Here is a 25,700-nt window from a genome sequence, read left to right as displayed (position 1 = left end):
CACCATGCCGCACTTCATCCGGCCTCGCAGGTGCCCTCGCGACAGATCTGGCCGGAGCCGCAGTCGCGCGTGTCCTGGCAGCCGCCGCTCACGCATCGTCCGTCGACGCACTGGCTGCCGTCGCCGCACATCGCGCTCGAGAGGCACGCGACGCAGCGGGAGCTGAGGCAGTAGCGGAGATCGTCGTCGACGCGTCGGCACTCGCCGTCGTTGCTGCACGGCACGCTGCGCGGCTCCGGAGCGCAGCCCGCGGGCGATGCGCCGGTCAGGACCAGGGCCGCGAGGGTCGCGAGGGAGGTGAAGGAAAGGGGTGGCGGGACAGGCTCCATCCTTTTCATGCGCGGACAGGCAGCAACTCTCAAGCCACCGCTGGGCACGGATGCTGCTCCAGCCCAGACAGGCCGCTCACGCGTGGGCCCGACGGGCACCGGCGCTCGATCCACGGCCGCTGACGGCCCGGGGCGCGAGCGCGCTCAGGTCGGCGTGCCCGCTGGAGAACGAAGGTGATCCCGGAACTCCTCATCAAGCGAATTTTCCCGGCGCTCCTCGGGGGGATGATCCTGACGGCCGCGTACCAGCAGGCGTCGGGGATATCGCACCTCGTCGAGGCCGAGCTGCTCGCGGATCAGCCGCCGCCCAGGCGGCGGCCGCTGCCGCCGCCGCCCGTCCGGGCCCCCGACCCGCACGCGACGAGCGCGGCGGCCATCCTCGCGCGGAACCCGTTCGACTCCGTGACCGGGCCGCTCACGCCGAAGCCCGTGGAGAGCGCGGACGAGCCGGAGGACGCCGCGCGCTTCGGAGATCCGCTCCTGGATCCGATCTGCGAGGGCGCGCGCGTCGTGCTCATCGCCGCGTCGGAGGATCCCTCCTGGTCGTTCGCGACGATCGCGGAGGGGCGGGGAGAGCCGCTGCTCCGCCGGGTGGGCGATCCGGTCGCGAGCCGCTCGGTGCTCGCGATCGGCTGGGACCGGGTGTGGCTCATGGAGCCCGGGGCCCGGTGTCAGCTCCGCATCGGCGACAACCGCCCGGCGCCTCGCGCGTCGAGGCCGGCGGCGCCCCGCCGCGCGGCGCGGCCGCCCAAGCCCAAGCGCGGCGCGCTCCCGCCGGAGATCGCGTCGAAGATCCGGAAGGTGAGCGATCGCGAGTTCATCGTCGACCGGACCGCGGTCGACATGGTCCTGGAGAAGCAGGGCGAGCTCATGCGCTCTGCGCGGATCGTGCCCGTGAGGGAGGGAGATCGGGTGATCGGCGTCCGCCTCGCGCGGGTCGCGTCGGGCTCGCTGCTGACGGCGATCGGCCTGAAGCGGGGCGACACGATCCGATCCATCAACGGCTTCGATCTGACCGACCCGCAGAGCGCGCTCCAGGCCTACGCGCGCCTGCGCTCCGCGAACAACCTCGCGGTCGCCATCCGGCGGGGCGGGCGGGACATGACGATCGATCTCCGGATCCAGTGAGCGCGCCCTCGCCCACGTCCTCCGCCGGCCCCGGCTCCAGCTGGGCCTCGGGCGGCGGACAGAGGTCCGCGGGCGGCGCGACCACCGGCGAGGTGTACGAGCAGGCGCCGAGGCCGAGGCCCGCGCAGAGCATCGCGGCGAGGGATCGAGATCCCGTGGGATGCTCCTTTTCTCCTGCGCCCCTCCGTCGGCCCTGCAGGGCTAGGCGACCTTGCGCCCGCCCGACACGGTCAGCGCGCTCCGCAGATCGTCCGTCAGCGTTGGGCCGAATCCCTCGACGTTCATGAGGTCGTCGACGCTGTCGAACCCGCCGCGCTGCTCGCGATACTCGACGATCTTTCGCGCGCGCTGCGCTCCGATGTCGCTGACCTCGGCCAGCTCGGCCTCGGACGCGGTATTCAGGTCAACCTGATGGGTGACGTGCTCTCGGGCTCCCTTCTCCGGCATGATGCTACCTCCTTCCGGGGGCCCCTCTTGGGAGAGCGCATCGGCAGCGCAAGGGGTCGATGAGCCCGCGGGCCACCACCGGTAGCCCGCCGGCCCGGCAGGACGGCGGTGGGCCTCGTGTGGGGCGCCGCGCCTGCGTGCGCGCGGTCGCCTCGCGTGCGCGCGGGCGCGGTCCGGCACGACGGCGGTCCGGCACGACGGTGAGCGCCGTGGATCCGGCGGGCCCACCGGGGCCCATGCCCCGAACCGGCCGCCGCCATGCGCCGCGCTCGTCCCGGGGATTGCGACCGGCCCGGGTGACACCATGGTTGGAGCTGTCGCCGCATCGCTCTTCAGCCATGCGGCTTTCGCCGTGTACCCGCTGCTGAGCTGGTGGCCCCGATGCGCGACGTCCTCTCCTTCGATGGGGTGAGCCTGCTCGCCGCCTACCGCAATCGCTCCCTCTCGCCTCGCGAGGTGGTCGAGTGGGTGTCGGGTCGGATCGGACAGCTCGATCCGTCCGTCAACGCCTTTGCGCTGGTCGACGCCGAAGGCGCGCTCGCGGCGGCGAGGGCATCGGAGGAGCGCTGGATGAAAGGGACGCCGATGGGGCTCGCCGACGGGCTCCCGGTGACGATCAAGGATGCCATCGCTTGGGCGGGTCACCCGAACCGATCCGGATCGAGAGCGTCGGATCCTGCCCCGGTGAAGGAGAGCGGGCCCTCCGTCGAACGGCTCCTCGCGGCCGGCGCGATCCCGCTGGGCAAGACCACCCTGCCGGAGTTCGGCTGGAAGGGCGTCAGCGACAGCCCGCTCTACGGCCAGACCCGCAATCCGTGGGACACGCGCCTCACCTCCGGCGGCTCCTCGGCGGGGGCCGGCGTGGCGGCGGCGCTCAACCTCGGTGTGATGCACCTGGCCATGGACTCCGCGGGGTCTATCCGCATTCCGGGCGCCTTCTGTGGTGTCTTCGGCCTGAAACCGAGCCACGGGCGCATCCCGTCCGTGCCGCCGACTCCCTTCGCCCTGGTCCTGGACGTCGGACCCATGGCGCGCACCGTCCGGGACGCGGCGCTGCTCTTGACCGTCACCGCCGGCGCCGACCCGCGCGACATCTGGGCCAATCAGATGCCGGCTCAGGACTACCGCGTGGGTCTCGAGGACGGGGTGAGAGGCCTCCGCCTCGCGTGGAGCCCGAGGCTCGGCTATGTGAAGGCGCTGGACCGGGACGTCGAGGAGCTTTCGGCGCGGGCCGCGCGCGTATTCGAGGAGCTGGGGGCCACGGTGGAGGAAGCCGATCCCGGCTTCGAGGATCCGATCGAGATCATTCGCACCCTGTGGCGCACGGGCTCGTGGTCCGAGCTGCGCGCCGTTCCAGAGGAGAGGTGGTCCGAGATGGATCCCGGCTTCGTGGAGACCGCTGCGGCGGGACGCGACATCAGCGCGGCCGACTTCTTCGCGAGCGTGAACCGGCGCACGGCCGTGTTCGCGACCATGGCGCAGTTCCACGCGCGCTACGATCTCCTGCTCACGCCGTCCGTCGCCACCGTCCCTTTCGAGGTCGGGCGCGACACCCCGGCGGATGGTCGTTTCGGTGACGACTGGATGAGCTGGGCGCCTTACAGCTATCCCTTCGATCTGACGCTCCAGCCGGCCGCGACCGTCCCTTGCGGCGTGACGGCCTCGGGGCTGCCCGTGGGGCTGCAGATCGTGGGGCCGCTCCTACGCGATGATCTCGTGCTCCGGGCCGCGCGCGCCTTCGAGGGCATCCGGCCCTGGCCGGCGGTAACGGAGCCGCGCGTGCGGGGTTGAGCGCGCGCGGGGCGGCCGCGCGCTACGGCAGGGACGCGTGGGCGCGCGCGATTGCCATCGCCTCGTCGGCGGCGTCGAGCGTCGCGTCGATGTCCGCCGTGGTGTGGGCGCGCGTGATGTACCAGAGATGGCGAGGGTGGAGGAGCACGCCTCGTCCGAACATCTCGCCATAGAACGTCGTGCGCAACCGATCGGCCACCGCGTCGTCCGGGTGCGTGAACGCGAGGAACGGCATGGGGGGAATCGGCTCGGCGTACGCCCGCGCGGGCAGCCGGTGGCGCGCGGCGAGGGCGTTCAGCCCGTCGATGAGGCGCTCGCCCAGGTGCCAGACATGGTCCTGCGCGCGCTCGCGATCGATGATCTCCAGGGTCATCAGCGCAGCGGCCATCGCCGCGGTCTCCCCGTGATAGGTGGCGGACAGCGGCAGGCCCTCGCCCGCCTGCATCACCTCCCGTTTCCCGATCACCGCGGAGATGGGCCAGCCGTTCCCGAGCGCCTTGCTCAGCGTCGAAAGGTCCGGCTCGATGCCGAGATACTGCTGGACCGAGCCCGCCCGGGTGCGAAACCCCGTCTTGACCTCGTCCAGGATAAAGAGCGCTCCGTGCCGGTGCGCGGCGTCGAGCATCGACGCGACCGCATCGCGCGTGAGCGGTAGTACCATCTCTGGGGCGAGGATGACGGCTGCGATCTCGCCGGCGCGCCGGGTGAGCAACGCAGACAGGCCCTCGGGCGTGACGTCACGCAAGGTGAGCACCTGCTCCGCGAGCCCCGTGGGACCGAATCCTCCTCGGGGACACACCAGTCGTGCCAGCCGTGGTAGCCGCAGCGAACCACCTTGCGCCGTCCGGTGAAGCGCCTGGCGATGCGCAGCGCCGCGGTGGTCGCCTCGGAGCCGGTCCTGGCGAAGATCGCCATGTCGGCGGCGGGGAAGCGGTGCAGGAGCGCCTCGACGAAGCGCAGGTGCAGCGGGTGGTTCATCGACAGGAGGTTGCCCCGAGCGGCCTGATCCATCGCCGCCCGATCGACGGCTTCCTCGGCGTACCCGAGCAGGAAGGCTCCATAAGCCATGATGAAATCGATGTACTCGTGGCCGTCGACGTCCCAGACCCGGCAGCCCTGGCCGCGCTCGAAGTACATGGGGGAGCGCTCGGGATCGAGCAGCGGCGCCCCGGAGCGGTGGACCCCGCCCGGGATCAGGCGGCGCGCGGCGAGGTAGAGGGATCGAGAGCGTTCGTACGGACCGCACCGTGACACGTGTACCTCCTTGAGCCTCACGTCTTCTTCTCGTAGCGAACGACGTGCATGGGACCGCCCATGAACTCGATGGTCTCGGCGAGCGAGCCGCCGAGCTTCTCGGCCACGCGGATCGACGCCGCGTTCCCGGGTCGGACGAGGCTGATGAGGCGTGAGAGGCCGAGCTCGGTCCATGCGAAGCGCAGCACGGCGCGAGCGGCCTCGGTCGCAAGCCCTCGTCCGGCCCGGGAGGGCTTGATCATCCAGTTCAGCTCGGCGTCCGGCCAGCCGTCGGGGTGCAGGAGCCCGGCGCGGCCGATGAGCTCTCCAGTCCCCATCTCCTCCACGGCCCACACCCCGTATCCGCGGAGGTCCCAGTGCCCGATGAGCATCGCCAGGTGCAGCCACGCGGAAGGCCGATCAAGGGGCCTTCCATCGCCGATGTACTTCATCATTTCCAGGTCCGCGTGCATGGCCGCGAACGCTTCGAAGTGACGCCCCTCCGGCGCGACGAGCCGCAGGCGCTCGGTAGGGAGGGTGGGGGTTCGGCCTTTCCGGCTCGGCTCGCCATGAGACATCCTGCCGCCGCCGAGGTTGCAACCGGAGTACCAGGGCCGCGCGGTGCTGCGCAAGCACGGTACGTGATCCGCCCTCGGAGGCTGACGCTTTCGATCCCTCTCCCCTAGGTTCTGGGCAGACAGCCGGGCGACCTTCGTAGCCTGGCAGGAGGACTCATGCTCTTTCGCGACCGTTCGGACGCGGGCCAGCGTCTTTCCACGCGGCTCGAAGGCTACGCGCATCGATCGGACGTCCTGGTGCTGGGGCTGCCCCGTGGAGGCGTCCCCGTGGCATTCGAGGTGGCCCGTCGGTTGAGCGTACCGCTCGACGTCTTCATCGTGCGCAAGCTCGGCGTTCCCGGGCACGAGGAGCTCGCGATGGGGGCCATCGCCTCGGGCGGGGTGTGCGTGCTCAACGAGGAGGTCGTCGACACGCTCGGGTTCTCGGAGAGGGAGATCGCCGGCATCGAGGAGCTGGAGCGCGAGGAGCTTGGGCGCCGCGAGCGCGCGTATCGCGGCGACCGGCCTCCTCTCGACGTCCGCGGCCGGGTGGTCATCCTCGTGGACGACGGCTTGGCGACCGGCGCGAGCATGCGGGCGGCCGTGGCCGCGCTGCGGCGGCTGGTGCCCGCTCGTGTCATCGTAGCGGTCCCCGTCGCGGCTCCGTCGACGTGCGAGGCCTTTCAGGGAGAGGCGGACGAGGTCGTATGTGCTGTCACGCCGGAGCCTTTCATGGCCGTCGGGCTCTGGTATCAGGACTTCTCGCAGACCTCGGACGAGGAGGTTCGGGCGCTGCTGGACCGCGCCGCGAGGCCAGCGTCCGGGGACGCGCAACACGCCGCTTGACGGATCGCGGAGCGGGGGCGGGGGAGCGCGCCGCCAGGTGCCTGCTCGGCATGGAGAGCGTCGAGGACCCGATTCACATCGTGGGGGCCGGCCCGACGCTGGTGAGGGTACGCGCGCCGACGCTGCTGATCGTCAGAGGGCGCGACGGCGTGGTGATCGGGCTGAACCGCCGAGCCGTCGCTGAGCTCGCCCGTGTGCACCCGTGGTTCTGGGCTACGCAGTGCGGGTCTCTCGTGTTGGTGCGGTCGGAGGAACGACCTGGATCTGGCTCACGACGTCGTCGACGCCGAGCGTGCACCACGCGTCGCGCTCGGCGGCTGCCTTCTGCTCCTCACTCGTCGCCGTGCCGTACAGCGTCGCGACCGAGCTCTGGGTCCTGACGCCGATCGCGACGGCGTCCACGAGCGGGTCCCGCTCGTGCGCGGCGCGGATCGCCTCGGTGATCTGGTCGTCGTTGTCCTCCTCCGGGGGAGCGATCTCGAGCGCATTGGCCACGTCGCGGCTGCCCGGGATCCACCACGCGAGCGCTCCGGCGAGGCGCTTGTGGACGAGGCTCGGCACCGAGCCGTCGAGCGTGACCACGCCGTCATCGACCGATACATCGATCGTGCCGCGGACCGTCCCGATCGGGGTGCGCACGCTCTCCAAGGTGCCGCGATCGCGGACGCGCACGGCGCACTCCTGGAACGCGCACTCCGCGATCAGCGCATCCCTCAGGTGATCCCGGATCGCGCCGTCGCCCATGCGCACGGCGGGCTTGACGTGGAGCTGGTCGGCCACCCGGCGGACCTCGGCCACCGCCGCGGCTTCCTTGAGAGCCCGCCTCTTCGCTGCGATATCCGGGACCTCGCCCTGCAAGGTGAGCACGCCGCCTTCTTCCTTGAGGCCGATCGGGAGGCGATCGGGATCGCAGCGCAGCGCTCTGCCGAGGGCGGCGCGGACCAGCGCGCGCACCATCTTGCCGTCGTCCATGCTCCTCCTCTGTAGAACATCGACCGCGCCACCGGAACCGGCCGAAGATCGTGAGGTGCGCGCGCTCGTCGCGCTTGAAATCAGACAGCCGCCCCGGTGCGTTCACCCCGCTTACGCTCCGGACGACATCACCCCGTGCGATCGGCATGTCACCGCCACGAGCCGTGATGCCTTGGTCCAGTTCCTCGACCGGCGAGCCTTCGAACCGGTCCTCCGCGCTTCGTCGGCGACGATGCGAGCGACGCCGACAGGAGGCTGCTGGAAGTCCCCGAAGGGCGGCACCACCCGCGCTCGCCGCGCCAGCGCCCTCCAGCCTGCGCTCGCGCTCAGCGCCGAGGCCGGCGCGCCGGCGAGGGTTTTCGTGCCGAGCCCGGCGCGCCCTCGACGCCTCGCCCCGTTGACATCAGACGATTGGATACCGCAGGCACAACCTCGGGGCGTGCCGTGCTCTGTGGCGAGCTGATGAAGAGTGAGCCCGTTGATGCTGCCCGACACGACCGTGCAGGCGGCGGCGCCTGATGCGTCTACTGACCGACCACCGACCTTTGAGACAGGGAGCCTCATCATGGTTCGATCGCGACGCTTTCCCGAAGCTGCCACGAGCGCGACGCCGGACCTCTTGGCCTCGATCCGCTCGCTGGCCCTCCCCCTGCGCTCGGCGGCCGATCTCGACCCGCTGATGGCGCGCATCGGCCATGCCCGCTGCGTGCTCCTGGGCGAGGCGACGCACGGGACGCACGAATTCTACACCTGGCGGACCGAGCTGAGCAGGCGGCTGATCCTCGAGAAAGGATTCTCGTTCATCGCCGTCGAGGGCGACTGGCCGGACTGCTACCGCGTCAACCGCTACGTGAAGGGCTACGCGGGCGCGGGGAGCGCTGCGCGAGAGGTGTTGCGCGCCTTCGCCCGCTGGCCGACCTGGATGTGGGCCAACGAGGAGGTCGCCGACCTGGCCGAGTGGCTGATGAGGTACAACCGGGACCGGCGCGAGGAGCAGAAGGTCGGCTTCTACGGGCTCGACGTCTACAGCCTCTGGGATTCGCTCTATCAGGTGATGGACTACCTCCGGCGCATCGCCCCCGAGGCCCTCCCGGCGGCGCGGCGCGCGTTGCGCTGCTTCGAGCCGTACGCCGAAGATGCCCAGGAATACGCCCGCGCGACGTTGCTCGTGCCGGAGTCGTGCCAGGAGGAGGCCGTCAAGCTGCTGGGCGAGGTGCGCCAGGCGGCTCCCGAGTACCGCTCCGACGGCCTCGATGCGCACTTCGTGGCCGAGCAGAACGCGCTCGTGGTCAAGAACGCCGAGACGTACTACCGGACGATGGTGTTGAGCAACGCGGCGTCATGGAATGTCCGTGATCGGCACATGGCGGAGACGCTCGATCGGCTGCTCGAGCACCACGGGCCGCACGCGAAGGCGATCGTCTGGGAGCACAATACCCACATCGGAGACGCGCGCTTCACTGACATGCGGGATGCCGGGGAGGTGAACCTCGGCCAGCTCGCGCGCGAGCGCCACGGCGAGCCGCACGTCGTGCTCGTCGGCTTCGGTACCCACCGCGGCACGGTGATCGCTGGCCGGGAGTGGGATGCACCGATGGAAGAGATGTGCGTGGCGGTCGCCCGTCCTTCGAGCTGGGAGGACGTGTTGCATGACGCGGGCGCTGACGACAAGCTGCTCGTCTTCGATCCGGGGCCGCCGCCGGAGGGATTGCTGGACTGGCGTGGCCACCGAGCGATCGGCGTCGTCTACCGCCCCGAGTACGAGTGGTACGGCAACTACGTGCCGACCGTGCTGCCACGCCGCTACGATGCCTTCATGTTCGTGGACGAGTCGCACGCCGTTCGACCCCTGCACGTGCGGCGGCGCGAGGAGGAGGAGGAAGTCCCGGCGACCTTCCCCACCGGCGCGTGACCGCGCGGGCTCGCCTTTTCGATCCACCGGGTGATCTCGCCGTTTCGATTTGCGAGGAGAGCCTGGTCCGGACCCCACCGATCGCGGCCCACCGGATCTGTCCGATCGTGGGCGTGTCTTTCGGGGTCCGGTCGTCCAGGTCGATTATCGATCTATCGTCGGTCTATGCCGCGTGATGGGCGCAAGGACGGGGTGCGAGCCGGCGGCGAGCCGCTACACTAGGCGGGTGAGCGGACCGAAGAGCCCCCCGCCGAGCGAAGTAGACAGAATGGCGAGCGTCGAGGGGGCCTCGATCGCGGGCATCCGCGGGCTCATCCCGGAGGAGTGCTTCGCGATCGAGCCCGCGCGCTCCTGGGGCGGCCTCGCAACGGCGGTCATGCGCCTCGCGATCGGGCTCGCGCTCCTGACGTGGATCGAGCCCAGCTGGGGGGTGGACCTTGTCCTGCAGCTCCCCGCGCTCGCCGCGGCGTGGCTCTTCGTCGGCTGGAGCATCACGGGCCTGTTCGTGATCGGACATGACTGCGGCCACATGGCGTTCTCCGAGCGGAGGTGGGTCAACGAGGCCGTCGGGCACGTATGCCTCGCGCTGGCGTTCACGGGGTTTCACAACTGGCGCATCTGGCACAACCATCACCACGCCAAGACCCAGCTGCGCGGCCAGGACCCGGACTGGCCCGAGCGGATGATGACCCGCGCCGAGTACGAGCGGAGCCCGCTCGCCGATCGGATGCGCGTGCGCCTCGGGTTCGGGACGCCCCTCGGCCTCCTCGCCGGCTTCTGGGTGGGCGTGTTCCGCCGCACGTTCATGGGCACGCTGGCGCCGCAGATCCCCCTCACCCGCGGCGCGCGGCGCGATCTCTTCCTCTCCTCCACGTTCACGATCATCGTCTGCGGCTCGCTCTCGTGGTGGCTCGTCCACGTGGGGGGCGCGTGGGCGCTCGTGAAGTATTACTGGATGCCGGCCTTCATCGCGGCCGTCCACGGGGCGATGCTCACCTATCTGCACCACACCAGCGCCGATTCCCTCGTCTTCGACCGCGACGGCTGGACGCCTTTCCGCGGGCAGGTCGTCTCGACGTTCAATGTCCGGTTTCCCCGCTGGCTCGAAGCGATGTGGTTCGACATCAACATCCACTTGCCTCACCACCTCGCGCCCCGCATCCCCTGGTATCACCTGCTGGAAACGGCGGAGGCGATCCGCGCCGCGCGCGCCGACTGGTATCAGGAGCGGAGATTCAGCCTCTCGTACCTTCGCGACGCCTGGGCCCGGCCGTTGCTCTCGCGCGCGGCGGGCGGCGCGTACTACGAGATGGCCGGGTTCGACGCCGACGAGAGGCGCTCTTCGGGGTAGCAGGGGCATCGGTGAGGAGATCGGGTCCAGGTGGCCCGCCGCCCGTTCGACGCGTCCCGGCGCCGAGGCGCAGCTCGGCGCCGTGGCCGGCGACATGGCATGGATGAAGCATGAGGGCGCAGCATGCCGGTGAAATCGGGCTCGAAGCTCAGCGTGGCGGAGATCGGAGAGCGTTTCAGAGAGCTCACGCTGCTCATGTACACCACCAGCGTCCCGCTCGATGAGCTGAGGGAGCGAGTGTACCCGTACCTCGCGCCGGACGTCGAGTTCATCGACCCCTGGATCCGCGCGCGCGGCGCCGGCAAGTTCAGGGTCGGGCTCCTCGGATTCCACTGCGCCTTCCGCTTCGACTTCGACATCTTCCAGCTCAACGTCAGCATGAACGAGCGGGGCGACGGGGGCCGCGTGCTCGTGGACGGCGTGATGAATCTCAGGCAGCTCCGGGTCTACACCTATCCGCTGCGAACGCTCCTCGTGTATGACTTCGTGATGACCAAGGGGGGTGAGGGCTTCGAGATCACCCGCCAGGAGGAGATGTGGAGCTTTGGAGACATGATCCAGAACGCGCCCCTCATTGGGACATGGTACGAGGGCTTCCGGTTCGTGTCCGGGTACTTCTTTGCGGGCTTTTTCTGGTTGTCTTGCGTCGTGGCCACGCGGATCCCGTGGTCCAAGCAATTCCAGCGCTCCTGACCCATCCGCCCGATCGACGGCGCTCGCATGGCCTGCGAGGTCATGCGCGAGGTTGGACGGCAGCGTCAGCCCGCGCCCCTGAGCGCTCTCGCCCCGCGGGAGTCGAACGGCCCGCCGGCTCGGCCTGCCTGCCAGCCTGCCCAAGGAGGAGCCGTTCTGTCCCGCTCGGGATCAACGCCTGATAGGATGCGCGGATGCGCTCCCTCTTGCCGCCGCCGCGTACGGTCCTCGATCCTGCGACCGGGGCGCCCCGGTTCGGTTCGTACTGCGGAGAGCTACCTCGCGTGGAGCTCGCGCCGCTCCGCGCGGGGAAGGTCCTCTCCTTTGCCCACAGGAAGCGCTGGATCTTCACCGCGATCGCCTCGGGCGATCTCTTCCTGGCCGGCGCGATCGTCCACCTCGGCTACGTCGCGAGCGCCTTCTTTTTCGCCTACGATGGCGGCGCGGGCCGCTTGCTCGTGGACCGCTCTCACCTGACCCTGCCGCTGCTTGCCGCGATCAACGATCGCCCCGGGCCCGGCTGCGCCGGCCGCTTCACCGAGCCCCTCGCGCGCACGTCTTTGCGGGTCGAGCGCCCCGAGGACGCGGCCGCGTACGCCGTCTCGATCCGCGCGCCCGGCGTCGCGCTTCGCGCCCGCCTCGATGCCGCCGCGGCGCCCCCGCCGATCGGTGCGATCGCAGCGCTCGCCGGGCCGCCGGAGGGGCTCGTGCAGATCACCCAGAAGCGCGCGCTCCTGGCCGTCGCCGGGGAGGTGTCGTTCGGCGGCTCCACCCGCGCGCTCGACGGCGGCCTGGCCGGCATCGACACCAGCTACGGCCATGTCCCCCGGCGCACCGCGTGGCGATGGGCCTTCGCGCTCGGGCGCGCGAAGAGCGGCGAGCGCGTCGCGCTGAACCTCGTGGAGGGCTTCGTTGGCGAGGCCGAGTGCGCGCTCTGGATCGACGGCGAGCTGTTCCCGCTTCGCGAGGGACGCTTCGCGTTCGACGCCGCACGTCCACGCTCGCCCTGGCGCGTCCGCACCGCGGACGAGCGCGTCGACCTGCGCTTCGAGCCGGGCGCGCTGCACACCGAGCATCGGGATCTGGGCGTCGTCGCCTCTCATTACGTCCAGCCGGTGGGGAGCTTCGCCGGGACGATCCACGTCGAGGGGCGAGCGCCGATCGAGCTCGAGCGAGTGCTCGGCGTCGTGGAGGATCAGCGGGTGCGCTGGTAACCCCGACTCTCCCCTCGCGGTCCCTCTCCGCGCGGTCCCCTCTCATCGTGCAGCTCCTCGCCCTCCGCGGCTGCTCCGCTGTGCGGAGCGGAAGCGAACGTGCGTGACCATCGCGGGACGGCACCGCGCTTGCTAGCTGTTCGGAGGTGCCTCCTAGTACCCCACGAAAGGAGGAGTCGAATGGTCACCAGAGCGAATACGACGACCGCGGCCGTTCGGTCGATCGATGAGGTATCCGAGCAGATCTTCCGGAGCGTCGAGCAGAGCGGCGCGCTGCCGCCGAACCTGAGGGCGCCCGAGGCCGTCGGGGCGACGCTGTGCACCCTGTCGCGCCGGCTGAGCGGCGGAGAGGCGCGCGACCTCGCCGCGGCCCTGCCGCCGACGATCCAGGCGATCGTGCAGCCATGTGCCACGCACCGCGACGAGCAGCCCGAGGTCTTCAGCCGGCGAGAGTTCCTGGAGACGCTCGCGGAGCACCTGCAGATCGATACCGACCAGGCGCGGGCGGTCTCCCAGGCGATCTTCGCGGCCGTGGAGCGCGAGATCCCGATGAAGGAGGTCACGGACATCGAGAGCCAGCTGCCGGCCGATCTGAAGGAGCTCTGGGGGCGCCACCGCGTCGTGGGCACATCTCACGCGCAGCAGCCGGCGGGCATGCCGATGGAAGAGCCTCCCGCGCGGGCGTCCGTCGACACGCCCGCGCCGGGCGCGCTCGGCGGCGACACGGGCGTGGATCGCACGGCGGCGGCCTCGCCCGGCGAGGTCCCTGCCAAGGGAGAAACGGCGCCGCACGCTGCGGGGCTCGCGCCGAAGGCGGCCCCGCAGCGCGGGGAAGCGGGCGAGGAGGGCGCGGGCGCTCCGGGGATAGCGGGCGCCTCGCGGACGGGAACCGATCGTGAATACGAGAAGGAGGGAAGGACAATGAACTGCTCCGAGCTCATGAAGACCGACGTGGCGTGCTGCAAGGCGAGCGAGCCCGTCGAGCAAGTCGCCGAGCTGATGCAGGCGCGGAACATCGGCTTCGTTCCGGTCTGCAACGATGACGGCTCCGTCATCGGGACCCTCACCGATCGAGACCTGGCGATCCGCGTGCTCGCGGAGCACCGCAGCGCCTCGTCGACGCGGGCAGAGGACGTGATGACCCGGGAGGTCGTCTGCTGCCGGCCGGACGAGGATCTGAGCGTGGCCGAGCGCCTCATGAGCGAGCACAAGAAGTCGCGGATCGTCTGTGTCGACAACCAGAAGCACCCCCTCGGCGTCATCAGCCTGTCGGACATGGCCGACAGGGACGGCGGGGCGAGGTCGTCCCAGCTCCTGAGCTCGATCTCGCAGCGAGAGGCTCGGCCGTAGCGGGTGCGCTGCCGCCCGAGGACGGCGCGGTGAGCTGCTGGGGAAGGAACTGGTACGGCGAGGCCACGTAAGCATGATCGTCGACATAGATCCTCGTCGGTGTTCACCTGCAGTTTCGACAGGTCCGCGCGGACCGCACCGCCGCCATGAGCCGCGAGCCACGGGCAGCACCGCGCGGGTCACCGCCGCCGCGACGAAGGGCCATTGCAGAGATCGTTCCAGGCGTTCGGCGATGGGCTCGCGCCGCAGAGGAGCCGTCGGCGCTCCTCCCGCGTCGCTCCTGCCCGGCGCGCGGACGTGGCCGACTCAGCCGCCCAGAGGCGAGAAAGCAAGGGAACCATTGTCCAGCAGGTGGAGGAGACGCTCCCGCCGCGCCTCGGCGGCCGGTTCACGCGCATGTCACGCCACGGCCGTGACATGTCACGATCGACGTCACGCTGCGCCACGATCGATGTCACGCCGCGGCCGTGACAGCCGGCGCGAGCGGCTGGAGCAGCTCCGAGCGAGCGGCGAGCCGCGCGCGGCGCTCGCTCGACCCGCTGCTCACGTCAGGCTCGACCCCGAGCGCGCCTGCGCCGGCTCGATGGACCGGATCTACGCCGAGTCCCGCGTGCGCTCGCGCGACCTCTATCGACGAGGGGCGCGCTGGCCTGACTCGCCCTTTGAGGCCAGGCCGCGGGCGTCCGCGGTGTGATCGGGGCCGACGCGGGCGGGCGAGTCATCGCCCGCGGGCCCGAAGGTCATGGCGCGGACCCGGAGCGGCATGGACCAGACGTACGAGAAGCCCAGGGCCGCGGGGTGGTCGTACCGGTCCCGAGGGTCATGGCTAGACAACGAATAGCTGAACAGCGCCGACGGCGATCGACGGTCCACCACCGACACGTTTCCCTTGTACAGGCGCAGCGTGACGACGCCGTCGACCTGCCGCTGGGTGTCCGCCATGAACGCGTCGAGGCTCCGCCTGAGCGGGGAGAACCACAGGCCGTTGTAGACGAGCTCGGCATACTTGACCTCGAGCTGGCGCTTGCAATGGAGCGTGTCGCGGTCGAGGACGAGCGACTCGAGCTCGCAGTGGGCGCGATGGAGCAGCGTCCCGGCGGGACACTCGTAGATCGCGCGCGTCTTGATCCCGAGCAGGCTGTTCTCGACGATATCGACGCGACCGATCCCGTGCCGGCCTCCCAGCTCGCCGAGGCGCTCGACCAGCGGCACGGGCTCGACCCGCTCCCCGTCCACGGACACCGGAAGGCCGCGCTCGAAGCCGATGGTGACCTCCTCGGCGCGATCCGGGGCGAGCTCGGGATCCGTGGTGATCTGGAACGCGTCGGGAGGCGGGCGAGCGCCGGGATCCTCGAGGATCCCGCACTCCGTGCTCGTACCCCACAGGCTGCCATCCATGCTGTACGGCCTGTCGCGTGTGACCGGGATCTCGATCCCGCGCGCGTTGGCATAGGCGATCTCGTCGTCGCGTGACTTCAACTCCCACTCTGCAAGGGGGGCGATGACCTTGAGCCCGGGGGCGAACGCGATGACGGTCGTGTAGAAGCGCACCTGGTCGTTGCCCTTCCCGGACGCGCCGTGCGCGACGGCCTGCGCGCCCTCCTCGAGCGCGATCTCGGCGAGCCGACGCGCGATCAGGGGGCGCCCCAGCGGGGCCGCCATCAGGTAGCGCCCCTCGTAGGCGGCGTTGGCCCGAAGCGCGGGAAATACGTGGTCGCGAATGTACGTATCGCGAAGATCCTCGATCCGCACCGCCGCCGCCCCGCTCGCCAGCGCCCGCCGGCGCACCTCCGCCATGTCACCCGGCTGCCCGATGTCCGCACAGTACGCGACGACCTCGGCGTCGTAACGCTCAGTCAGCCATCGCAGCGCGACGGACGTGTCGAGACCCCCCGAATACGCCAGAATGATCTTCATCGCTCTCCCGCGTCGTAGTTGATGTTGTCCGCGTCACCGAGGTATTCGCCGAGTCGCCGGAACCAGCGATGAGCCGGCGTCGGCTCGCCGTCGGCGGGCTGCACCTCCTCGAGCACCAGGCCCTGGTTGATCTGCCCGGGCTGCTGCGCGCACACGACCACCACGCCCGCGGGCTCGCGGGAGTGCAGGCGCCCCGGCGTCCCGCAGTACGCCCGGCTCGGGTACGACACGCGCTTGAGGTACAGCCGTCGGCCGGCGTGGGTGGTCCACGCATTCGGATACGGATCGGATTGAGCGCGGATGAGGTCGAAGATCTGCTTCGGTGTCCGGCTCCAGTCGACGCGGCTCTCCCGCGCCGTTCGCTTGTGGAAGAAGCTGCTGAGGATCGGATCCTGCGGAACCGGCGAGAAATCGGGATCGGCCCTCCGCGCCACGGACTCGAGGGTCACCTCCGGCAGCAGGTCGAAGACGCGCTGCGCGACCATCGTCGCCGTGTCGAGCGGGGCCACGGGGATCCGCCGCTGTACCACGATGTCCCCGAGGTCGAAGAGGTCGGTCATGACATGCGCGGTCAATCCGACCTCGCTCTCGCCGTTGGCGATCGCCCAGTTGATCGGGGCGAACCCCGCGTACCGCGGCAGCAGCCCGTCGTGGATATTGATCCCGCCCAGCCGCGCGAGCCTCAGGACGCGCTCCGGCACCAGTGTGCGCCAGTCCGAGCAGAGGATCAAGTCCGCCCGCGCCTCCCGGATCGCGCGCTCGATCGCGGGCTCATCCGCGCGACGCCCCTCGATCACGGGGATTCGATGCGCCTTGGCCAGCGCCGTGACCGAATCGGCCCAGATCTTCTCGTAGGGATGGTCGCTCGCCGGGTGGGTGACGACGAGCGGGAGGGTGTGCCCAGAGGTCGCCAGCGCTCGGAGCGCGACCACTCCCCAGGTCTGATATCCCATAAGGACGATCCGCATGAGAGTCCTCTCCTCAGTTCCGCCGCTCGAGGGCCACCTGCTCCGCGATCAGCCGGCGCGGGTCGTCGCGGGGTCGCGTGAGCCGTAGGGCGCCCTGGTCCAGCACCACCTCCGCCGCGCTCGCGCGCAGCCCGAAATGGGTCAAGGCGTGGGTGAAGCCATAGGTGCCGGTCCGATGGATTGCGACGATGTCCCCGGGGGCCAGCGGCGGGAGCAGGACATCGTCGGCGAACACGTCGTACGGGAGCGGCAGGGCCCCGGCGAGGACCGTCGGGCGCGCGGGGCCGGGATGCGGAGCGAGCGCCTCGACGAGGCGGTTCGCACGCGTCAACCGAGGGCGATACAGGTGGTGTATGCCGCCGTCGACGATCGCCACCGGGCGACCTCCGCTCGCCTTGACGTCCGTCACCGTCATGACATACGCGCCGCACTCCGCCACCAGGTAACGGCCCGGCTCGATGATGTAACGCCCGTCCGCTCTGGCCGGGAGGATCGCCGTGACCCCGCGGCCGAATGCGTCGAGGTCGAGCGGAGATTCGGAGCGGTCATAGGGTACGTTCAGTCCACCGCCGAAATCCAGCGACGAGTGCAATACCCCCGCGTCGGCGAGGGCCGACGACAGCCGGATGAGCCGCTCCTGGTGCGCCAGCAGCGACGACACATCGCGCGCCCCGCTCACGGCGCACGCGTGGAGGCCGACGAATCGCAGCCCCCTCAGCCCTGCGATCTCCTGCGCGGCGGGGATGAAGGCGGCCTCCTCGACGCCGAACTTGGCGCCGCGAATGAGCTCGATCCCCGCCGTGGCGGCCTCGGCCGGCTCGATGCGGAGCAGGACTGGCTGCACGCGCGCCTCTGCCGCCGCGATCGCTGCCAGGCGCCGCGCCTCACCGACCGACTCCAGCGCCACGAGCCCCACCTCCGCACGCACCGCGGCCTTCAGGTCCTCAACGGTCTTGCCGGGCCCCGTGAGGATGATCTTGTCGGCCGGGAAGCCCGCGACGACCGCCAGCTCCAGCTCGGCCGCCGAGCACACCTCCGCCCCGCTTCCGAGCCCGGCGAGCGCCCGAACGACGCTCAGATTGGCGTTTGCCTTGAAGGCGTAATGGATGGCTACTTCGGGCGGAAGGACGTGCCGCAGCCCCAGATACCGCTGCTTGACGGTCTCCAGGTCGTACACGTACAGCGGCGTCCCCCAGCGCGCTGCGGCCTCGACGAGCACGGCGGCCGATAGCGTCGATGATGAGCATTCTCCGGCAGACGGCGCGGTCGAGTTCACGCTCATAAAGGGATCCAGGGGAGGCATGGTCGATTGAATCGACGATCTTCGCAAGAATGAATTCGATTGAATCGACCGGGCAAGATTGCTCTCCCGCTGGATGGCCGCGGAGGGAATGCGGCCCCTTCGCCGGCTCGGTCTTCATGCGGCTGTTCGTGCAGCGCCGTTCCGTCGACCTCGATCCGATCGCTCACCTGGCCGCCTTCGTCGCCGCGGGCCTCCGGAGGGTCGCCGGCCCTGCCCACACGCCCCGTACCAGGAGGTCATCGCCGCCCATCGCGGGGACTAAGAACGCCGAACAAGGCCGGGACCTCGTCGACCGCGTGTACGCCATGGTAGGAAAGTGCGGCGCGATTTTTCGACTCGTCGCGGGTCGACGCCCTCGAGGGCGGTGCTGGCAACGGAGCGCGCGTCTCCTGCCAGTGGGCGCGAGCCGAGCGTGACCCGCCTAGCGGCTGGGGAGAGACACCTGGGCCCGGTTGCGATATGAACGGATCATGGAGATCCAAGACCTGTCCGACTTCCTGCGCGCCGATCCTCGCTTCACCACCCGTCGCAAGTGGCTGATCCTGAGCGAGCTCGTCTACACCCCCACGGGGGAGAAGGTGGAGGAAGGCTTCCGTTATTTCACCTGCCCCGCCGAAGCCCTCACCGCCGCCCTGGCGAGGCGGGACTTCGCCGCCATCGCGAAGCTCCCCTTCGCCCTGGACGACGAGGGCGAGCCGGACACGTCCGCCGTGCGTCTGGATCTCGCCTACACCGCGTCAGGTGCCCTCGCCGCGTTCCAGCCCGTGGAGTTTCGCGAATACGTGCCCACGCCGCTGGCGGCGTCCGTGGTCCTCGAGGGGGCCGAGGCGCAGGCGCTCCGCGATTCGCTGCGGGAGATCGACCAGTCCACCTAGTACTACACAGCCGCACGTCGCGGGAGCTCCGCGGATTTCGATGAGCGGGGCGGACGGCCGCGACGCTGGGCTCGCCCGCGCCTTGGTGGAGCCCAGCTCGTTCGGTGCTCACCGGCATGCGGCTGCATCGGTAGAGCGCGATCCGGGCAACCCCATGGTGGCTGACAAGATGTTCGCGCGCAGGATGGAGGAAGTGGGCTACATGCGCACATCGATAGAATCGCCTCCCAGGCGACGAGCACGACAGACAGGGCTGGTGGGGCGAGGTCGTTCCCGCTCTTGAGCTCGCTCTCGCGGCGAGATGCTCGCCCGCGACGTGCGCCGTGCGGCGCGCCCCGCCGCGAGATCCAGCATCCTCCGTATTCCCGCCGGGCGCGGGCTTCGCTAGTCGCTATGGCCCATGGTGGATCGCATCGCGGATCCATGGGGCGCTCGCACGCCCCACGGACGGGATACGCGCTGGCCGACACGCGTGGATCAGGTCCTCGACCCCGGCGTCGCCGAGGCGGACGTGGAGCGCTGGGTGCATTCCGCCTGCGTGCTCTGCACGAACGGCTGCGCGCTGGACATCGCGGTCCGGGGCGGGCGCATGGTGGGTGTCCGCGGCCGGGGCGCGGACCACCCGAACCACGGTCGCCTCGGGCCCAAGGGCCTGTTCGGGTGGCAGGCGAACCGCGCGCGCGACCGGCTCACGCGGCCGCTCATCCGCCATGGCGGGCAGCTCGTCGAGACGGACTGGGACACCGCCATGGGCGCGATCGTCGCGCGCTCGAGGGAGCTCCGGGCAATGCACGGCGCCGGGGCCTTTGGCTTCTACAACTCCGGCCAGCTCCTGCTCGAGGAGTACTACACGCTGGCGGTGTTCACCCACGGGGGGCTGGGGACGCCTCACGTCGACGGCAACACCCGCCTCTGCACCGCGACGGCGGCCCAGTCGATGCGCGAGAGCTTCGCCTGCGACGGGCAGCCCGGCTCGATGTCCGACGTCGACCACTGCGACGCGCTGTTCCTCGTCGGCTACAACGTCGCCGAGACGCAGACCGTCTTCTGGATGCGCATGCTCGATCGCCTGGAGGGGCCGGACCCGCCGCGGCTCGTGGTCGTCGACCCGCGCCCGACGGTGCCCGCGCGGCGGGCCGACGTCCACCTGCCGATCCGGGGCGGCACCAACGTCGCGCTGCTCAACGCGCTCCTCCACGAGATCCTGCGGAACGGCTGGGTCGACCGGGCGTTCATCGACGCGCACACGATCGGCTTCGATGCGCTCGCCGAGATCGTGGCCCGCTATCCACCCGAGCGGGCGGCGCTGATCTGCGGCGTGCCGGCCGATCGGATCCGCGAGGCGGCGCGCCTCCTCGGCGCCGCGGAGCGCCTCTTCTCCGTGTGTCTCCAGGGCGTCTATCAGTCGAACCAGGCGACCGCGGCCGCCGTCCAGGTGAACAACATCCACCTCGTCCGGGGCATGATCGGGCGGCCCGGCGCGGGCATCCTCCAGTCGAACGGACAGCCGACCGCGCAGAACACCCGGGAGACCGGCTGCGACGGCGAGATGCCCGGCTTCCGCAACCACAGGAACCCGCGGCACATGGAGGAGCTCGCGCGGATCTGGAACGTGGATCCCCTCGTGATCCCGAGCTGGGGGGCGCCCACGCACGCGATGAAGATCGTCCGCTACGCCGAGGAGGGCTCGATCAAGCTGCTCTGGATCGTCTGCACCAACCCCGCGGTCTCGTTCCCCGAGCTGCGCCGCGTCCGCTCCGTCCTCGATCGGGAGGACCTCTTCGTCGTGGTCCAGGACGCGTTCTTCACCGAGACGGCGCGCCACGCCGACGTCGTGCTGCCCGCGGCGATCTGGGGAGAGAAGACAGGCACCTTCACCAACACGGACCGGACGGTGCACCTCTCCGAGAAGGCCGTCGAGCCGCCGGGAGAGGCGCGGTCGGATCTCGACATCTTCCTCGATTACGCGCGGCGGATGGACTTCCGCGACAGGGATGGCGCGCCGCTCATCAAGTGGCGCACCCCCGAGGAGGCGTTCGAGGCGTGGAAGGTTTGCTCGAAGGGGCGCCCCTGCGATTACACCGGGATCACCTACGACAGGCTCCGGCGCGGCGGGATCCAGTGGCCGTGCACGGAGGAGCGCCCGGAGGGGACGCCGCGGCTCTATGCCGATCACCGCTTCTTCAGCGATCCGGAGTACGCGCAGGACTTCGGCCACGACCTCGACACCGGCGGCGAGCACTCCGAGGTGGAGTACCGGGCGCGGAACCCGGCCGGCCGCGCCTTCCTCCGCGCGTCCGAGTACGTGCCCCCGATCGAGGAGCCGGACGAGGCGTATCCCTTCCTGCTCACCACCGGGCGGACGGTCTACCACTTCCACACGCGGACGAAGACGGCGCGCGCGCCGGAGCTCCAGCAAGCGGCGCCCGACGCCTGGGTCGAGATCGCCGCGGCCGACGCGGGCCGGCTCGCCATCGAGGAGGGCGACTGGGTCCGGGTCGAATCGCCGCGCGGGCACGTCGTGGTGCGCGCGCGGATCACCGAGATCCGCGAGGGCGCCGTCTTCATCCCGTTCCATTATGGCTATTGGGACGAGGACCCCGCGAAGGGCCGGGGGCCGCGCGCCGCGAACGAGCTGACGATCACCGCCTGGGATCCGGTGAGCAAGCAGCCTTATTTCAAGACGGCCAAGGTCAGGCTCGCCCGGGTGGCCGCGGGCGGCGGGCAGCCCGCGCCCGCCCCGACGACGGCGGCCGCGGCGCCCGCGCGGGGCGGCGCGGCGCAAGGGGCGGCCGGCGGGTCGGCTGCCGAGGCCGGCGAGCCCGCGCCGGACGCGGGGCGGTAGGGGTAGGGGGGATCGACGTGCGCCTGGGGACAGCGCTGAGGAGAATGCAGGACGCCGAGGCCGATCTCGGCGAGGCGTTCCGCGCCACGGCCGACCGCCACGCGGACCGGCTGGACGTCGCCCACCTTTGCCGGCGCTTCGCCGCGCAGTGCGAGCGCCGCGCCGAGGCGCTGCGGCCGTTCGGCGACCGGCACGGCACGCGCCCGGGCGGCGCGCTGGAGCGCCGGATCCGCCGGGAGGTGCGCGACGGCGCGCGCCGCCTCCTCGCCAGGGTGCGCTCGCGGGCGGGCGCGCCCGGCGTCGATCTGCTCGCGGACCTCAGGTGGCTCTACCCGATGGCGCACGACTGCGAGATCGGCTGGGTACTCCTCGGCGAGGCGGCGCACGCGGCCCGCGACGGCGAGCTCAAGGCGTTCGCGGAGTCGGCGGGGCCGGAGAAGCTGGTCCAGATCCGGTGGATCAGGACGTCGCTGCGCGAAGCCGCGGTGCAGGTCCTCGTCTTCTGAGCCCTCGCTCCGCTGACCAGACGCCCTCCCTCGCTCAACGCCGCATCGTGGAGGCCAGGCGGCCCGAGGCCGACGTGCCGCTCAGGACCAGGCTCGACCCGAGCGCGAGCAGGCCGACGAGCGTGAGCACCGTGGGATCGATGCCGACGAGCGCGAGGATGCCGAGCACGACGGCGCCGGCGCCGACGAGCGTCTGGAGGCCGGAGGCGGCGAGCGACGCCTGACGGGCGACATCGCCGAGGCGCTCGTGCGCGCCGGGCGCCTCGAGCGAGCCGATGTCGGCGGTCAGGCCGCTGCCGAGCAGGAGCGCGCCGCCGAAGACGATCACCGCGACCGGGAGGAGCACCGCCGGGGCGATGCCGACGAGCGCGAGGATGCCGAGCACCACGCCCGCCGCCCCGCCGACGAGCTCCGCGCCGGTGCCGCCGCTGAGCTCGGCGCGCGTGTCCCATCCGACGGCCGCGGCCGAGAGCGCGCGAAAGCGCGCGGCCACGGCGCCGCCGTGCGCGATCAGCGCGACGCCGAAGACGATCGTGGCGATCGGGACGAGGTAGCCCTGCAAGGTGCCCGTCAGCGCGAGGATCGAGAGGACGACCGTCGCCGCGCCGCACGCCACCTCGGCGAGCGAGCCGCCGAGCAAGACCCTGGGGGTTCTCTCCCGCTCTGATCTCGGACGGACGCTCGAGGCCGTCGGGACCCCGGCCTCCTCTCGCCGTGCGAACCGTTCACGATCCTCGGGCCCTGTCGTTGCCATGTTTCCCCCTTTCATGTCGAGACCGCGTCCGGGCTCGACGCACGCCCACCGCTGCACGCGGTGCGCCACGAGCGTCGTAGGCGGAGTCGCCCGTGGAGGCCTGTCGCCGAGCCACGCGGCCTCTGCCCGCCGCGCATCGAGCAGACGTCCGGTCCGCTACCGGGTCGCTCGGCAGAGATCGCTCGAGCGGCACGCGACGATCCTGCCGAGGGTGTCGAACGGATTACCGCAGTCGTCGTTGCGGATCTCCTGCAGACACTCGTTCAGCTCCTTGGGATCGATGCCGCCCGGGCACTCGGCGAAGTTGAGCTCATCGCGCCACTCGGCCCGGACCCTGCTGTCGCACGCTTCCTTGCTCGCGTACGCGCGGTCGGCGCCGATGTTGTTGCACCGGGCCTCGCGGTCGCACCGCGCCTGGACGATGCTGTCGACCGCGCTGATGGTCGCCACCCTCGGCTCCATCTCGGCCTCGGTGTCGCGCGCCGAGGGGTGCGTCGTCCCGAGCGCCCGCTCTTCTCGATCGCACGCGAAGGCGAGCAGGGGAGCCCCCGCCGCGAGGATAAGCGCCGTCATCGATCTTGTCTTGCTCGTTCGCATCGCTCTCTTCCTCTCTCCCGGAGGCCCGATCGCGCGGATCGGGCGCTGCCGAGCGCGCCGCACGCCGGCGTTCCCGTCGACGTCGCTTCGACGTCCTTGCGAGCGGTGTGCCTTTGCCCTCATCGAGGCGGGGTGTCCTGCGTGACAGGCGACGCGGCTCGATCGACCGGGGAGAAACGGCGGGCACAGCCGCTCGCGCGCGGCGGCGCCGGGCCCGGCCGGGCGCCGTCACCGTGGTGCGCAGTCGCGGGCGGGCTCCGAGCTCACGCGCGCCCGCCGCAGGTGGGCCGGCACGGGCGCGCCCTCGACGGCTTGACGAGCGGCGCGGCCCACCGAATGTACCGCGCGGGCAAGCCCCGGCGCCCGCGGGACCGAGGTGGGAGAGAGAGAGGACCGGCTTTGGACGCCGAGGAGCAAGGGCTGGAGAGGGCGCGCGCGTCATCCAGGGCCATCGTCGCGATCGCGACCGTCCTGGTGGTCGGATTGCTCTTCTGGGTGCTCGGGGCCGTGTTCGACGTCGTCGCCCTGCTCTTCGCAGGGGTCCTCCTGGCCGTCTTTCTCTGTGGCATCGCGGGCTGGCTGAGCCGCCGCACCCGTCTCCGGAGGGGCTGGGCGCTGGGCGCCACCGTGGTCGCGCTCGCGGCCGTCGTCGCGGTGAGCGTCTGGCTCATCGCGCCCTCGCTCGCGGCGCAGGTGGACGAGCTCGCCCAGCGCTTGCCCCAGGCGGCGCGCCGCATCACCGAGCACGTCGAGCGGTACGCCTGGGGCCGCAAGCTCGTCGCGCGTCTCGCCGAGGTTCAGGGCCTCCCGCACGCGCGGGAGGCGCTCCTCGGCGCCACGCGCCTGCTCTCGACCACGCTCGGCGCCGTCACGGGCGCGCTCATCGTCCTCTTCGTGGGCCTGTTCCTCGCGGCCGAGCCGGCGGCCTACCGCAAGGGCCTGCTCCGGCTCACCCCCGTCGCGAGGCGGGCCCGGGCGGCGGCGGTGCTCGACGACCTGGGCCACATCCTCCGCCGATGGCTGCTCGGGCGGTTGCTCTCCATGGCCGTCGTGGGCGTCATGACCTGGATCGGCCTCGCGCTCCTGGGCATCCGCCTGGCGCTGTCGCTCGCCGTGCTGGCGGCCACGCTGGCGTTCGTGCCGTACATCGGGCCGGTGCTCGCGCTCTTGCCCGCCGCCCTGCTCGGCCTGCTGCAGGGCCCGGCCATGGCGGGCTACGTGGTCGCGCTCTACCTCGGCGTCCAGCTCGTCGAGAGCTACCTGATCACGCCGCTCATCCAGCGGAGCACCGTGGCGCTGCCGCCGGGGCTGATCCTCGCGACGCAGGTGCTCATGGGCGCGCTGACCGGCGGCCTCGGCGTGGTCCTCGCCACGCCGATGCTGGCCGCGCTCGTCGTGCTCACCAAACGGGTCTACGTGGAGGGCGTGCTGGGCGACACCTCCGCGCGCCAAGGGGAGGACGCGCCGTTACCCGGGATCCCTGAGCGGCCGTCGAAGGGCGCCATGAACGAGGGCCGCAGCGCGTCATGAACGAGAACGCCGCGCCGCCCGGCGGGAACGTCTCTGCGTGGCCCCAGGCCGTCGAGAAGGTGCATCGCCTTGATCGCGTCGCTGCCCAGCCTCGCGCTCGCGCTCGCGGTCTTCGCGGCCTTCTACGCCGCCGGCAAGCTGCTCAGGACCACGATCCGGCGCTTCACCATGCAGCAGCGGCGGAGCCGCAACCTCGGGCTGGTGCTCGGGCGGCTCAGCCAGGGGGCGATGTTCATCCTGGGCGTCCTTGTCGGCGGCGTCATCGTCTTCCCCAATTTCACCCCGGCCGCGCTCCTCCAGTTCCTCGGCATCGGGTCGGTCGCGATCGGCTTTGCGTTCCGCGACGTGCTGCAGAACTACCTCGCGGGCATCCTCCTCCTCCTGACCGAGCCGTTCCGCATCGGCGACCAGGTGCGCTTCGGCGCCTACGAGGGCACGGTCGAGGAGATCCAGACCCGCGCGATCTTCCCCGACGATGCAGGTGCTCTTCCACGACCAGACCGAGGAGACCGACGGTGGTGATCGCGCCCGCCAGCGCGAGGGGTGGCCCGCCGGCAAGGGACCGGTGCCGCGACCCCGCGG

General features: G+C 71.1%; 22 protein-coding genes and 2 pseudogenes. 13 read left to right on the top strand and 11 right to left on the bottom strand.

The features are described from left to right. Nucleotides 1-14 precede the first annotated feature (14 nt). On the bottom strand, nucleotides 15-329 hold the full coding sequence (locus WMF31_RS21670) for a hypothetical protein (protein ID WP_436603774.1): 315 nt from the start codon (nucleotides 327-329) through the stop codon (nucleotides 15-17). A 174-nt stretch (nucleotides 330-503) separates the two neighbouring features. On the opposite strand from WMF31_RS21670, the gene gspC reads away from it, so the two are divergent. After that, nucleotides 504-1,457: a type II secretion system protein GspC gene (gspC, locus tag WMF31_RS21665; protein ID WP_436603773.1), complete on the top strand. Its 954-nt coding sequence runs from the start codon at nucleotides 504-506 to the stop codon at nucleotides 1,455-1,457. Between the two features lie 201 nt (nucleotides 1,458-1,658). Here gspC and WMF31_RS21660 read toward each other — a convergent pair whose 3' ends face one another. Continuing rightward, nucleotides 1,659-1,904 (bottom strand): ComEA family DNA-binding protein, encoded by a 246-nt coding sequence (locus WMF31_RS21660; protein ID WP_436603772.1) that lies wholly within the window; start codon nucleotides 1,902-1,904, stop codon nucleotides 1,659-1,661. 381 nt (nucleotides 1,905-2,285) lie between these two features. Here WMF31_RS21660 and WMF31_RS21655 point away from each other — a divergent pair, with 381 nt between their 5' ends. Further along, on the top strand, nucleotides 2,286-3,695 hold the full coding sequence (locus tag WMF31_RS21655; protein ID WP_436603771.1) for an amidase: 1,410 nt from the start codon (nucleotides 2,286-2,288) through the stop codon (nucleotides 3,693-3,695). Nucleotides 3,696-3,717: 22 nt separating this feature from the next. Here WMF31_RS21655 and WMF31_RS21650 read toward each other — a convergent pair whose 3' ends face one another. The 3 genes and pseudogenes from WMF31_RS21650 to WMF31_RS21640 form a co-directional block, all read right to left on the bottom strand. Beyond that, entirely contained in the window at nucleotides 3,718-4,440 is a 723-nt protein-coding gene (locus WMF31_RS21650) for an aminotransferase class III-fold pyridoxal phosphate-dependent enzyme (RefSeq protein ID WP_436606582.1), read from the bottom strand. Between the two features lie 107 nt (nucleotides 4,441-4,547). Beyond that, a pseudogene (locus tag WMF31_RS21645) lies at nucleotides 4,548-4,832 on the bottom strand (aminotransferase class III-fold pyridoxal phosphate-dependent enzyme); the annotation flags it as partial. A gap of 134 nt (nucleotides 4,833-4,966) precedes the next feature. Then, entirely contained in the window at nucleotides 4,967-5,506 is a 540-nt protein-coding gene (locus tag WMF31_RS21640) for a GNAT family N-acetyltransferase (protein WP_436606581.1), read from the bottom strand. Between the two features lie 156 nt (nucleotides 5,507-5,662). Between WMF31_RS21640 and WMF31_RS21635 the strand changes: the two genes are divergently transcribed. After that, a complete protein-coding gene (locus WMF31_RS21635; protein ID WP_436603770.1) occupies nucleotides 5,663-6,331 on the top strand; it encodes a phosphoribosyltransferase in 669 nt (222 codons plus the stop codon). A 213-nt stretch (nucleotides 6,332-6,544) separates the two neighbouring features. Here the strand turns inward: WMF31_RS21635 and WMF31_RS21630 are convergent, their stop codons facing one another. Next, the gene (locus tag WMF31_RS21630) at nucleotides 6,545-7,303 is read right to left on the bottom strand and encodes a BON domain-containing protein (protein WP_436603769.1); all 759 of its coding nucleotides are present in this window, start codon (nucleotides 7,301-7,303) and stop codon (nucleotides 6,545-6,547) included. Nucleotides 7,304-7,868: 565 nt separating this feature from the next. Between WMF31_RS21630 and WMF31_RS21625 the strand changes: the two genes are divergently transcribed. The 5 genes from WMF31_RS21625 (at nucleotide 7,869) to WMF31_RS21605 (ending at nucleotide 13,823) form a co-directional block, all read left to right on the top strand. After that, nucleotides 7,869-9,215 (top strand): erythromycin esterase family protein, encoded by a 1,347-nt coding sequence (locus WMF31_RS21625; protein ID WP_436603768.1) that lies wholly within the window; start codon nucleotides 7,869-7,871, stop codon nucleotides 9,213-9,215. A gap of 268 nt (nucleotides 9,216-9,483) precedes the next feature. Continuing rightward, nucleotides 9,484-10,566, top strand: coding sequence for a fatty acid desaturase family protein (locus tag WMF31_RS21620; protein WP_436603767.1), 1,083 nt, complete (start codon nucleotides 9,484-9,486; stop codon nucleotides 10,564-10,566). 123 nt (nucleotides 10,567-10,689) lie between these two features. Continuing rightward, a complete protein-coding gene (locus WMF31_RS21615; protein WP_436603766.1) occupies nucleotides 10,690-11,259 on the top strand; it encodes a hypothetical protein in 570 nt (189 codons plus the stop codon). 194 nt (nucleotides 11,260-11,453) lie between these two features. Continuing rightward, entirely contained in the window at nucleotides 11,454-12,473 is a 1,020-nt protein-coding gene (locus tag WMF31_RS21610; protein ID WP_436603765.1) for a DUF2804 family protein, read from the top strand. Between the two features lie 180 nt (nucleotides 12,474-12,653). Then, nucleotides 12,654-13,823 carry a CBS domain-containing protein gene (locus WMF31_RS21605; protein ID WP_436603764.1) on the top strand — a complete coding sequence of 390 codons (1,170 nt, stop codon included), beginning with the start codon at nucleotides 12,654-12,656 and terminating at the stop codon, nucleotides 13,821-13,823. 627 nt (nucleotides 13,824-14,450) lie between these two features. On the opposite strand, the gene WMF31_RS21600 is transcribed toward WMF31_RS21605, so the two are convergent. Genes WMF31_RS21600 through WMF31_RS21590 form a run of 3 tightly spaced genes read right to left on the bottom strand, consistent with a single transcriptional unit; the run spans nucleotide 14,451 to nucleotide 17,990 of the window. Beyond that, on the bottom strand, nucleotides 14,451-15,740 hold the full coding sequence (locus WMF31_RS21600) for an argininosuccinate synthase (protein ID WP_436603763.1): 1,290 nt from the start codon (nucleotides 15,738-15,740) through the stop codon (nucleotides 14,451-14,453). Next, the gene (locus WMF31_RS21595) at nucleotides 15,737-16,708 is read right to left on the bottom strand and encodes a methionyl-tRNA formyltransferase (RefSeq protein ID WP_436603762.1); all 972 of its coding nucleotides are present in this window, start codon (nucleotides 16,706-16,708) and stop codon (nucleotides 15,737-15,739) included. Before WMF31_RS21595 ends, WMF31_RS21600 begins: the two co-directional genes overlap by 4 nt. Before the next feature lie 13 nt (nucleotides 16,709-16,721). After that, nucleotides 16,722-17,990: a diaminopimelate decarboxylase family protein gene (locus tag WMF31_RS21590; RefSeq protein ID WP_436603761.1), complete on the bottom strand. Its 1,269-nt coding sequence runs from the start codon at nucleotides 17,988-17,990 to the stop codon at nucleotides 16,722-16,724. Between the two features lie 491 nt (nucleotides 17,991-18,481). On the opposite strand from WMF31_RS21590, the gene WMF31_RS21585 reads away from it, so the two are divergent. The 3 genes from WMF31_RS21585 (at nucleotide 18,482) to WMF31_RS21575 (ending at nucleotide 22,237) form a co-directional block, all read left to right on the top strand. Beyond that, the gene (locus WMF31_RS21585) at nucleotides 18,482-18,886 is read left to right on the top strand and encodes a hypothetical protein (RefSeq protein WP_436603760.1); all 405 of its coding nucleotides are present in this window, start codon (nucleotides 18,482-18,484) and stop codon (nucleotides 18,884-18,886) included. Nucleotides 18,887-19,286: 400 nt separating this feature from the next. Beyond that, nucleotides 19,287-21,731 carry a molybdopterin oxidoreductase family protein gene (locus WMF31_RS21580; protein ID WP_436603759.1) on the top strand — a complete coding sequence of 815 codons (2,445 nt, stop codon included), beginning with the start codon at nucleotides 19,287-19,289 and terminating at the stop codon, nucleotides 21,729-21,731. A gap of 17 nt (nucleotides 21,732-21,748) precedes the next feature. Continuing rightward, nucleotides 21,749-22,237, top strand: a complete 489-nt coding sequence (locus tag WMF31_RS21575; RefSeq protein ID WP_436603758.1) for a hypothetical protein — start codon at nucleotides 21,749-21,751, stop codon at nucleotides 22,235-22,237. A gap of 34 nt (nucleotides 22,238-22,271) precedes the next feature. Here the strand turns inward: WMF31_RS21575 and WMF31_RS21570 are convergent, their stop codons facing one another. Both WMF31_RS21570 and WMF31_RS21565 read right to left on the bottom strand, forming a co-directional pair. Then, a complete protein-coding gene (locus WMF31_RS21570; RefSeq protein WP_436603757.1) occupies nucleotides 22,272-22,877 on the bottom strand; it encodes a hypothetical protein in 606 nt (201 codons plus the stop codon). Between the two features lie 270 nt (nucleotides 22,878-23,147). Beyond that, the gene (locus WMF31_RS21565; protein ID WP_436603756.1) at nucleotides 23,148-23,564 is read right to left on the bottom strand and encodes a DUF6184 family natural product biosynthesis lipoprotein; all 417 of its coding nucleotides are present in this window, start codon (nucleotides 23,562-23,564) and stop codon (nucleotides 23,148-23,150) included. Between the two features lie 423 nt (nucleotides 23,565-23,987). Here WMF31_RS21565 and WMF31_RS21560 point away from each other — a divergent pair, with 423 nt between their 5' ends. Then, nucleotides 23,988-25,118, top strand: coding sequence for an AI-2E family transporter (locus WMF31_RS21560; RefSeq protein WP_436603755.1), 1,131 nt, complete (start codon nucleotides 23,988-23,990; stop codon nucleotides 25,116-25,118). Nucleotides 25,119-25,151: 33 nt separating this feature from the next. Further along, a pseudogene (locus WMF31_RS21555) lies at nucleotides 25,152-25,698 on the top strand (mechanosensitive ion channel family protein); the annotation flags it as partial. Nucleotides 25,699-25,700: the final 2 nt, after the last annotated feature.

This window comes from Sorangium sp. So ce1036 (assembly GCF_051369805.1).
GTDB classification, from domain to species: Bacteria; Myxococcota_A; Polyangia; order Polyangiales; family Polyangiaceae; genus Sorangium; species Sorangium cellulosum_F.
This window is presented reverse-complemented; position numbering and strand designations above follow the sequence as displayed.

Bases quoted from the DNA above. Each gene is read 5' to 3' on its own strand.
- WMF31_RS21670 (WP_436603774.1), bottom strand. From the start codon at position 329: ATGGAGCCTGTCCCGCCACCCCTTTCCTTCACCTCCCTCGCGACCCTC.
- WMF31_RS21660 (WP_436603772.1), bottom strand. From the start codon at position 1,904: ATGCCGGAGAAGGGAGCCCGAGAGCACGTCACCCATCAGGTTGACCTG.
- WMF31_RS21655 (WP_436603771.1), top strand. From the start codon at position 2,286: ATGCGCGACGTCCTCTCCTTCGATGGGGTGAGCCTGCTCGCCGCCTAC.
- WMF31_RS21640 (WP_436606581.1), bottom strand. From the start codon at position 5,506: ATGTCTCATGGCGAGCCGAGCCGGAAAGGCCGAACCCCCACCCTCCCT.
- WMF31_RS21635 (WP_436603770.1), top strand. From the start codon at position 5,663: ATGCTCTTTCGCGACCGTTCGGACGCGGGCCAGCGTCTTTCCACGCGG.
- WMF31_RS21630 (WP_436603769.1), bottom strand. From the start codon at position 7,303: ATGGACGACGGCAAGATGGTGCGCGCGCTGGTCCGCGCCGCCCTCGGC.
- WMF31_RS21625 (WP_436603768.1), top strand. From the start codon at position 7,869: ATGGTTCGATCGCGACGCTTTCCCGAAGCTGCCACGAGCGCGACGCCG.
- WMF31_RS21620 (WP_436603767.1), top strand. From the start codon at position 9,484: ATGGCGAGCGTCGAGGGGGCCTCGATCGCGGGCATCCGCGGGCTCATC.
- WMF31_RS21615 (WP_436603766.1), top strand. From the start codon at position 10,690: ATGCCGGTGAAATCGGGCTCGAAGCTCAGCGTGGCGGAGATCGGAGAG.
- WMF31_RS21610 (WP_436603765.1), top strand. From the start codon at position 11,454: ATGCGCTCCCTCTTGCCGCCGCCGCGTACGGTCCTCGATCCTGCGACC.
- WMF31_RS21605 (WP_436603764.1), top strand. From the start codon at position 12,654: ATGGTCACCAGAGCGAATACGACGACCGCGGCCGTTCGGTCGATCGAT.
- WMF31_RS21600 (WP_436603763.1), bottom strand. From the start codon at position 15,740: ATGAAGATCATTCTGGCGTATTCGGGGGGTCTCGACACGTCCGTCGCG.
- WMF31_RS21595 (WP_436603762.1), bottom strand. From the start codon at position 16,708: ATGCGGATCGTCCTTATGGGATATCAGACCTGGGGAGTGGTCGCGCTC.
- WMF31_RS21590 (WP_436603761.1), bottom strand. From the start codon at position 17,990: ATGAGCGTGAACTCGACCGCGCCGTCTGCCGGAGAATGCTCATCATCG.
- WMF31_RS21585 (WP_436603760.1), top strand. From the start codon at position 18,482: ATGGAGATCCAAGACCTGTCCGACTTCCTGCGCGCCGATCCTCGCTTC.
- WMF31_RS21580 (WP_436603759.1), top strand. From the start codon at position 19,287: ATGGTGGATCGCATCGCGGATCCATGGGGCGCTCGCACGCCCCACGGA.
- WMF31_RS21565 (WP_436603756.1), bottom strand. From the start codon at position 23,564: ATGACGGCGCTTATCCTCGCGGCGGGGGCTCCCCTGCTCGCCTTCGCG.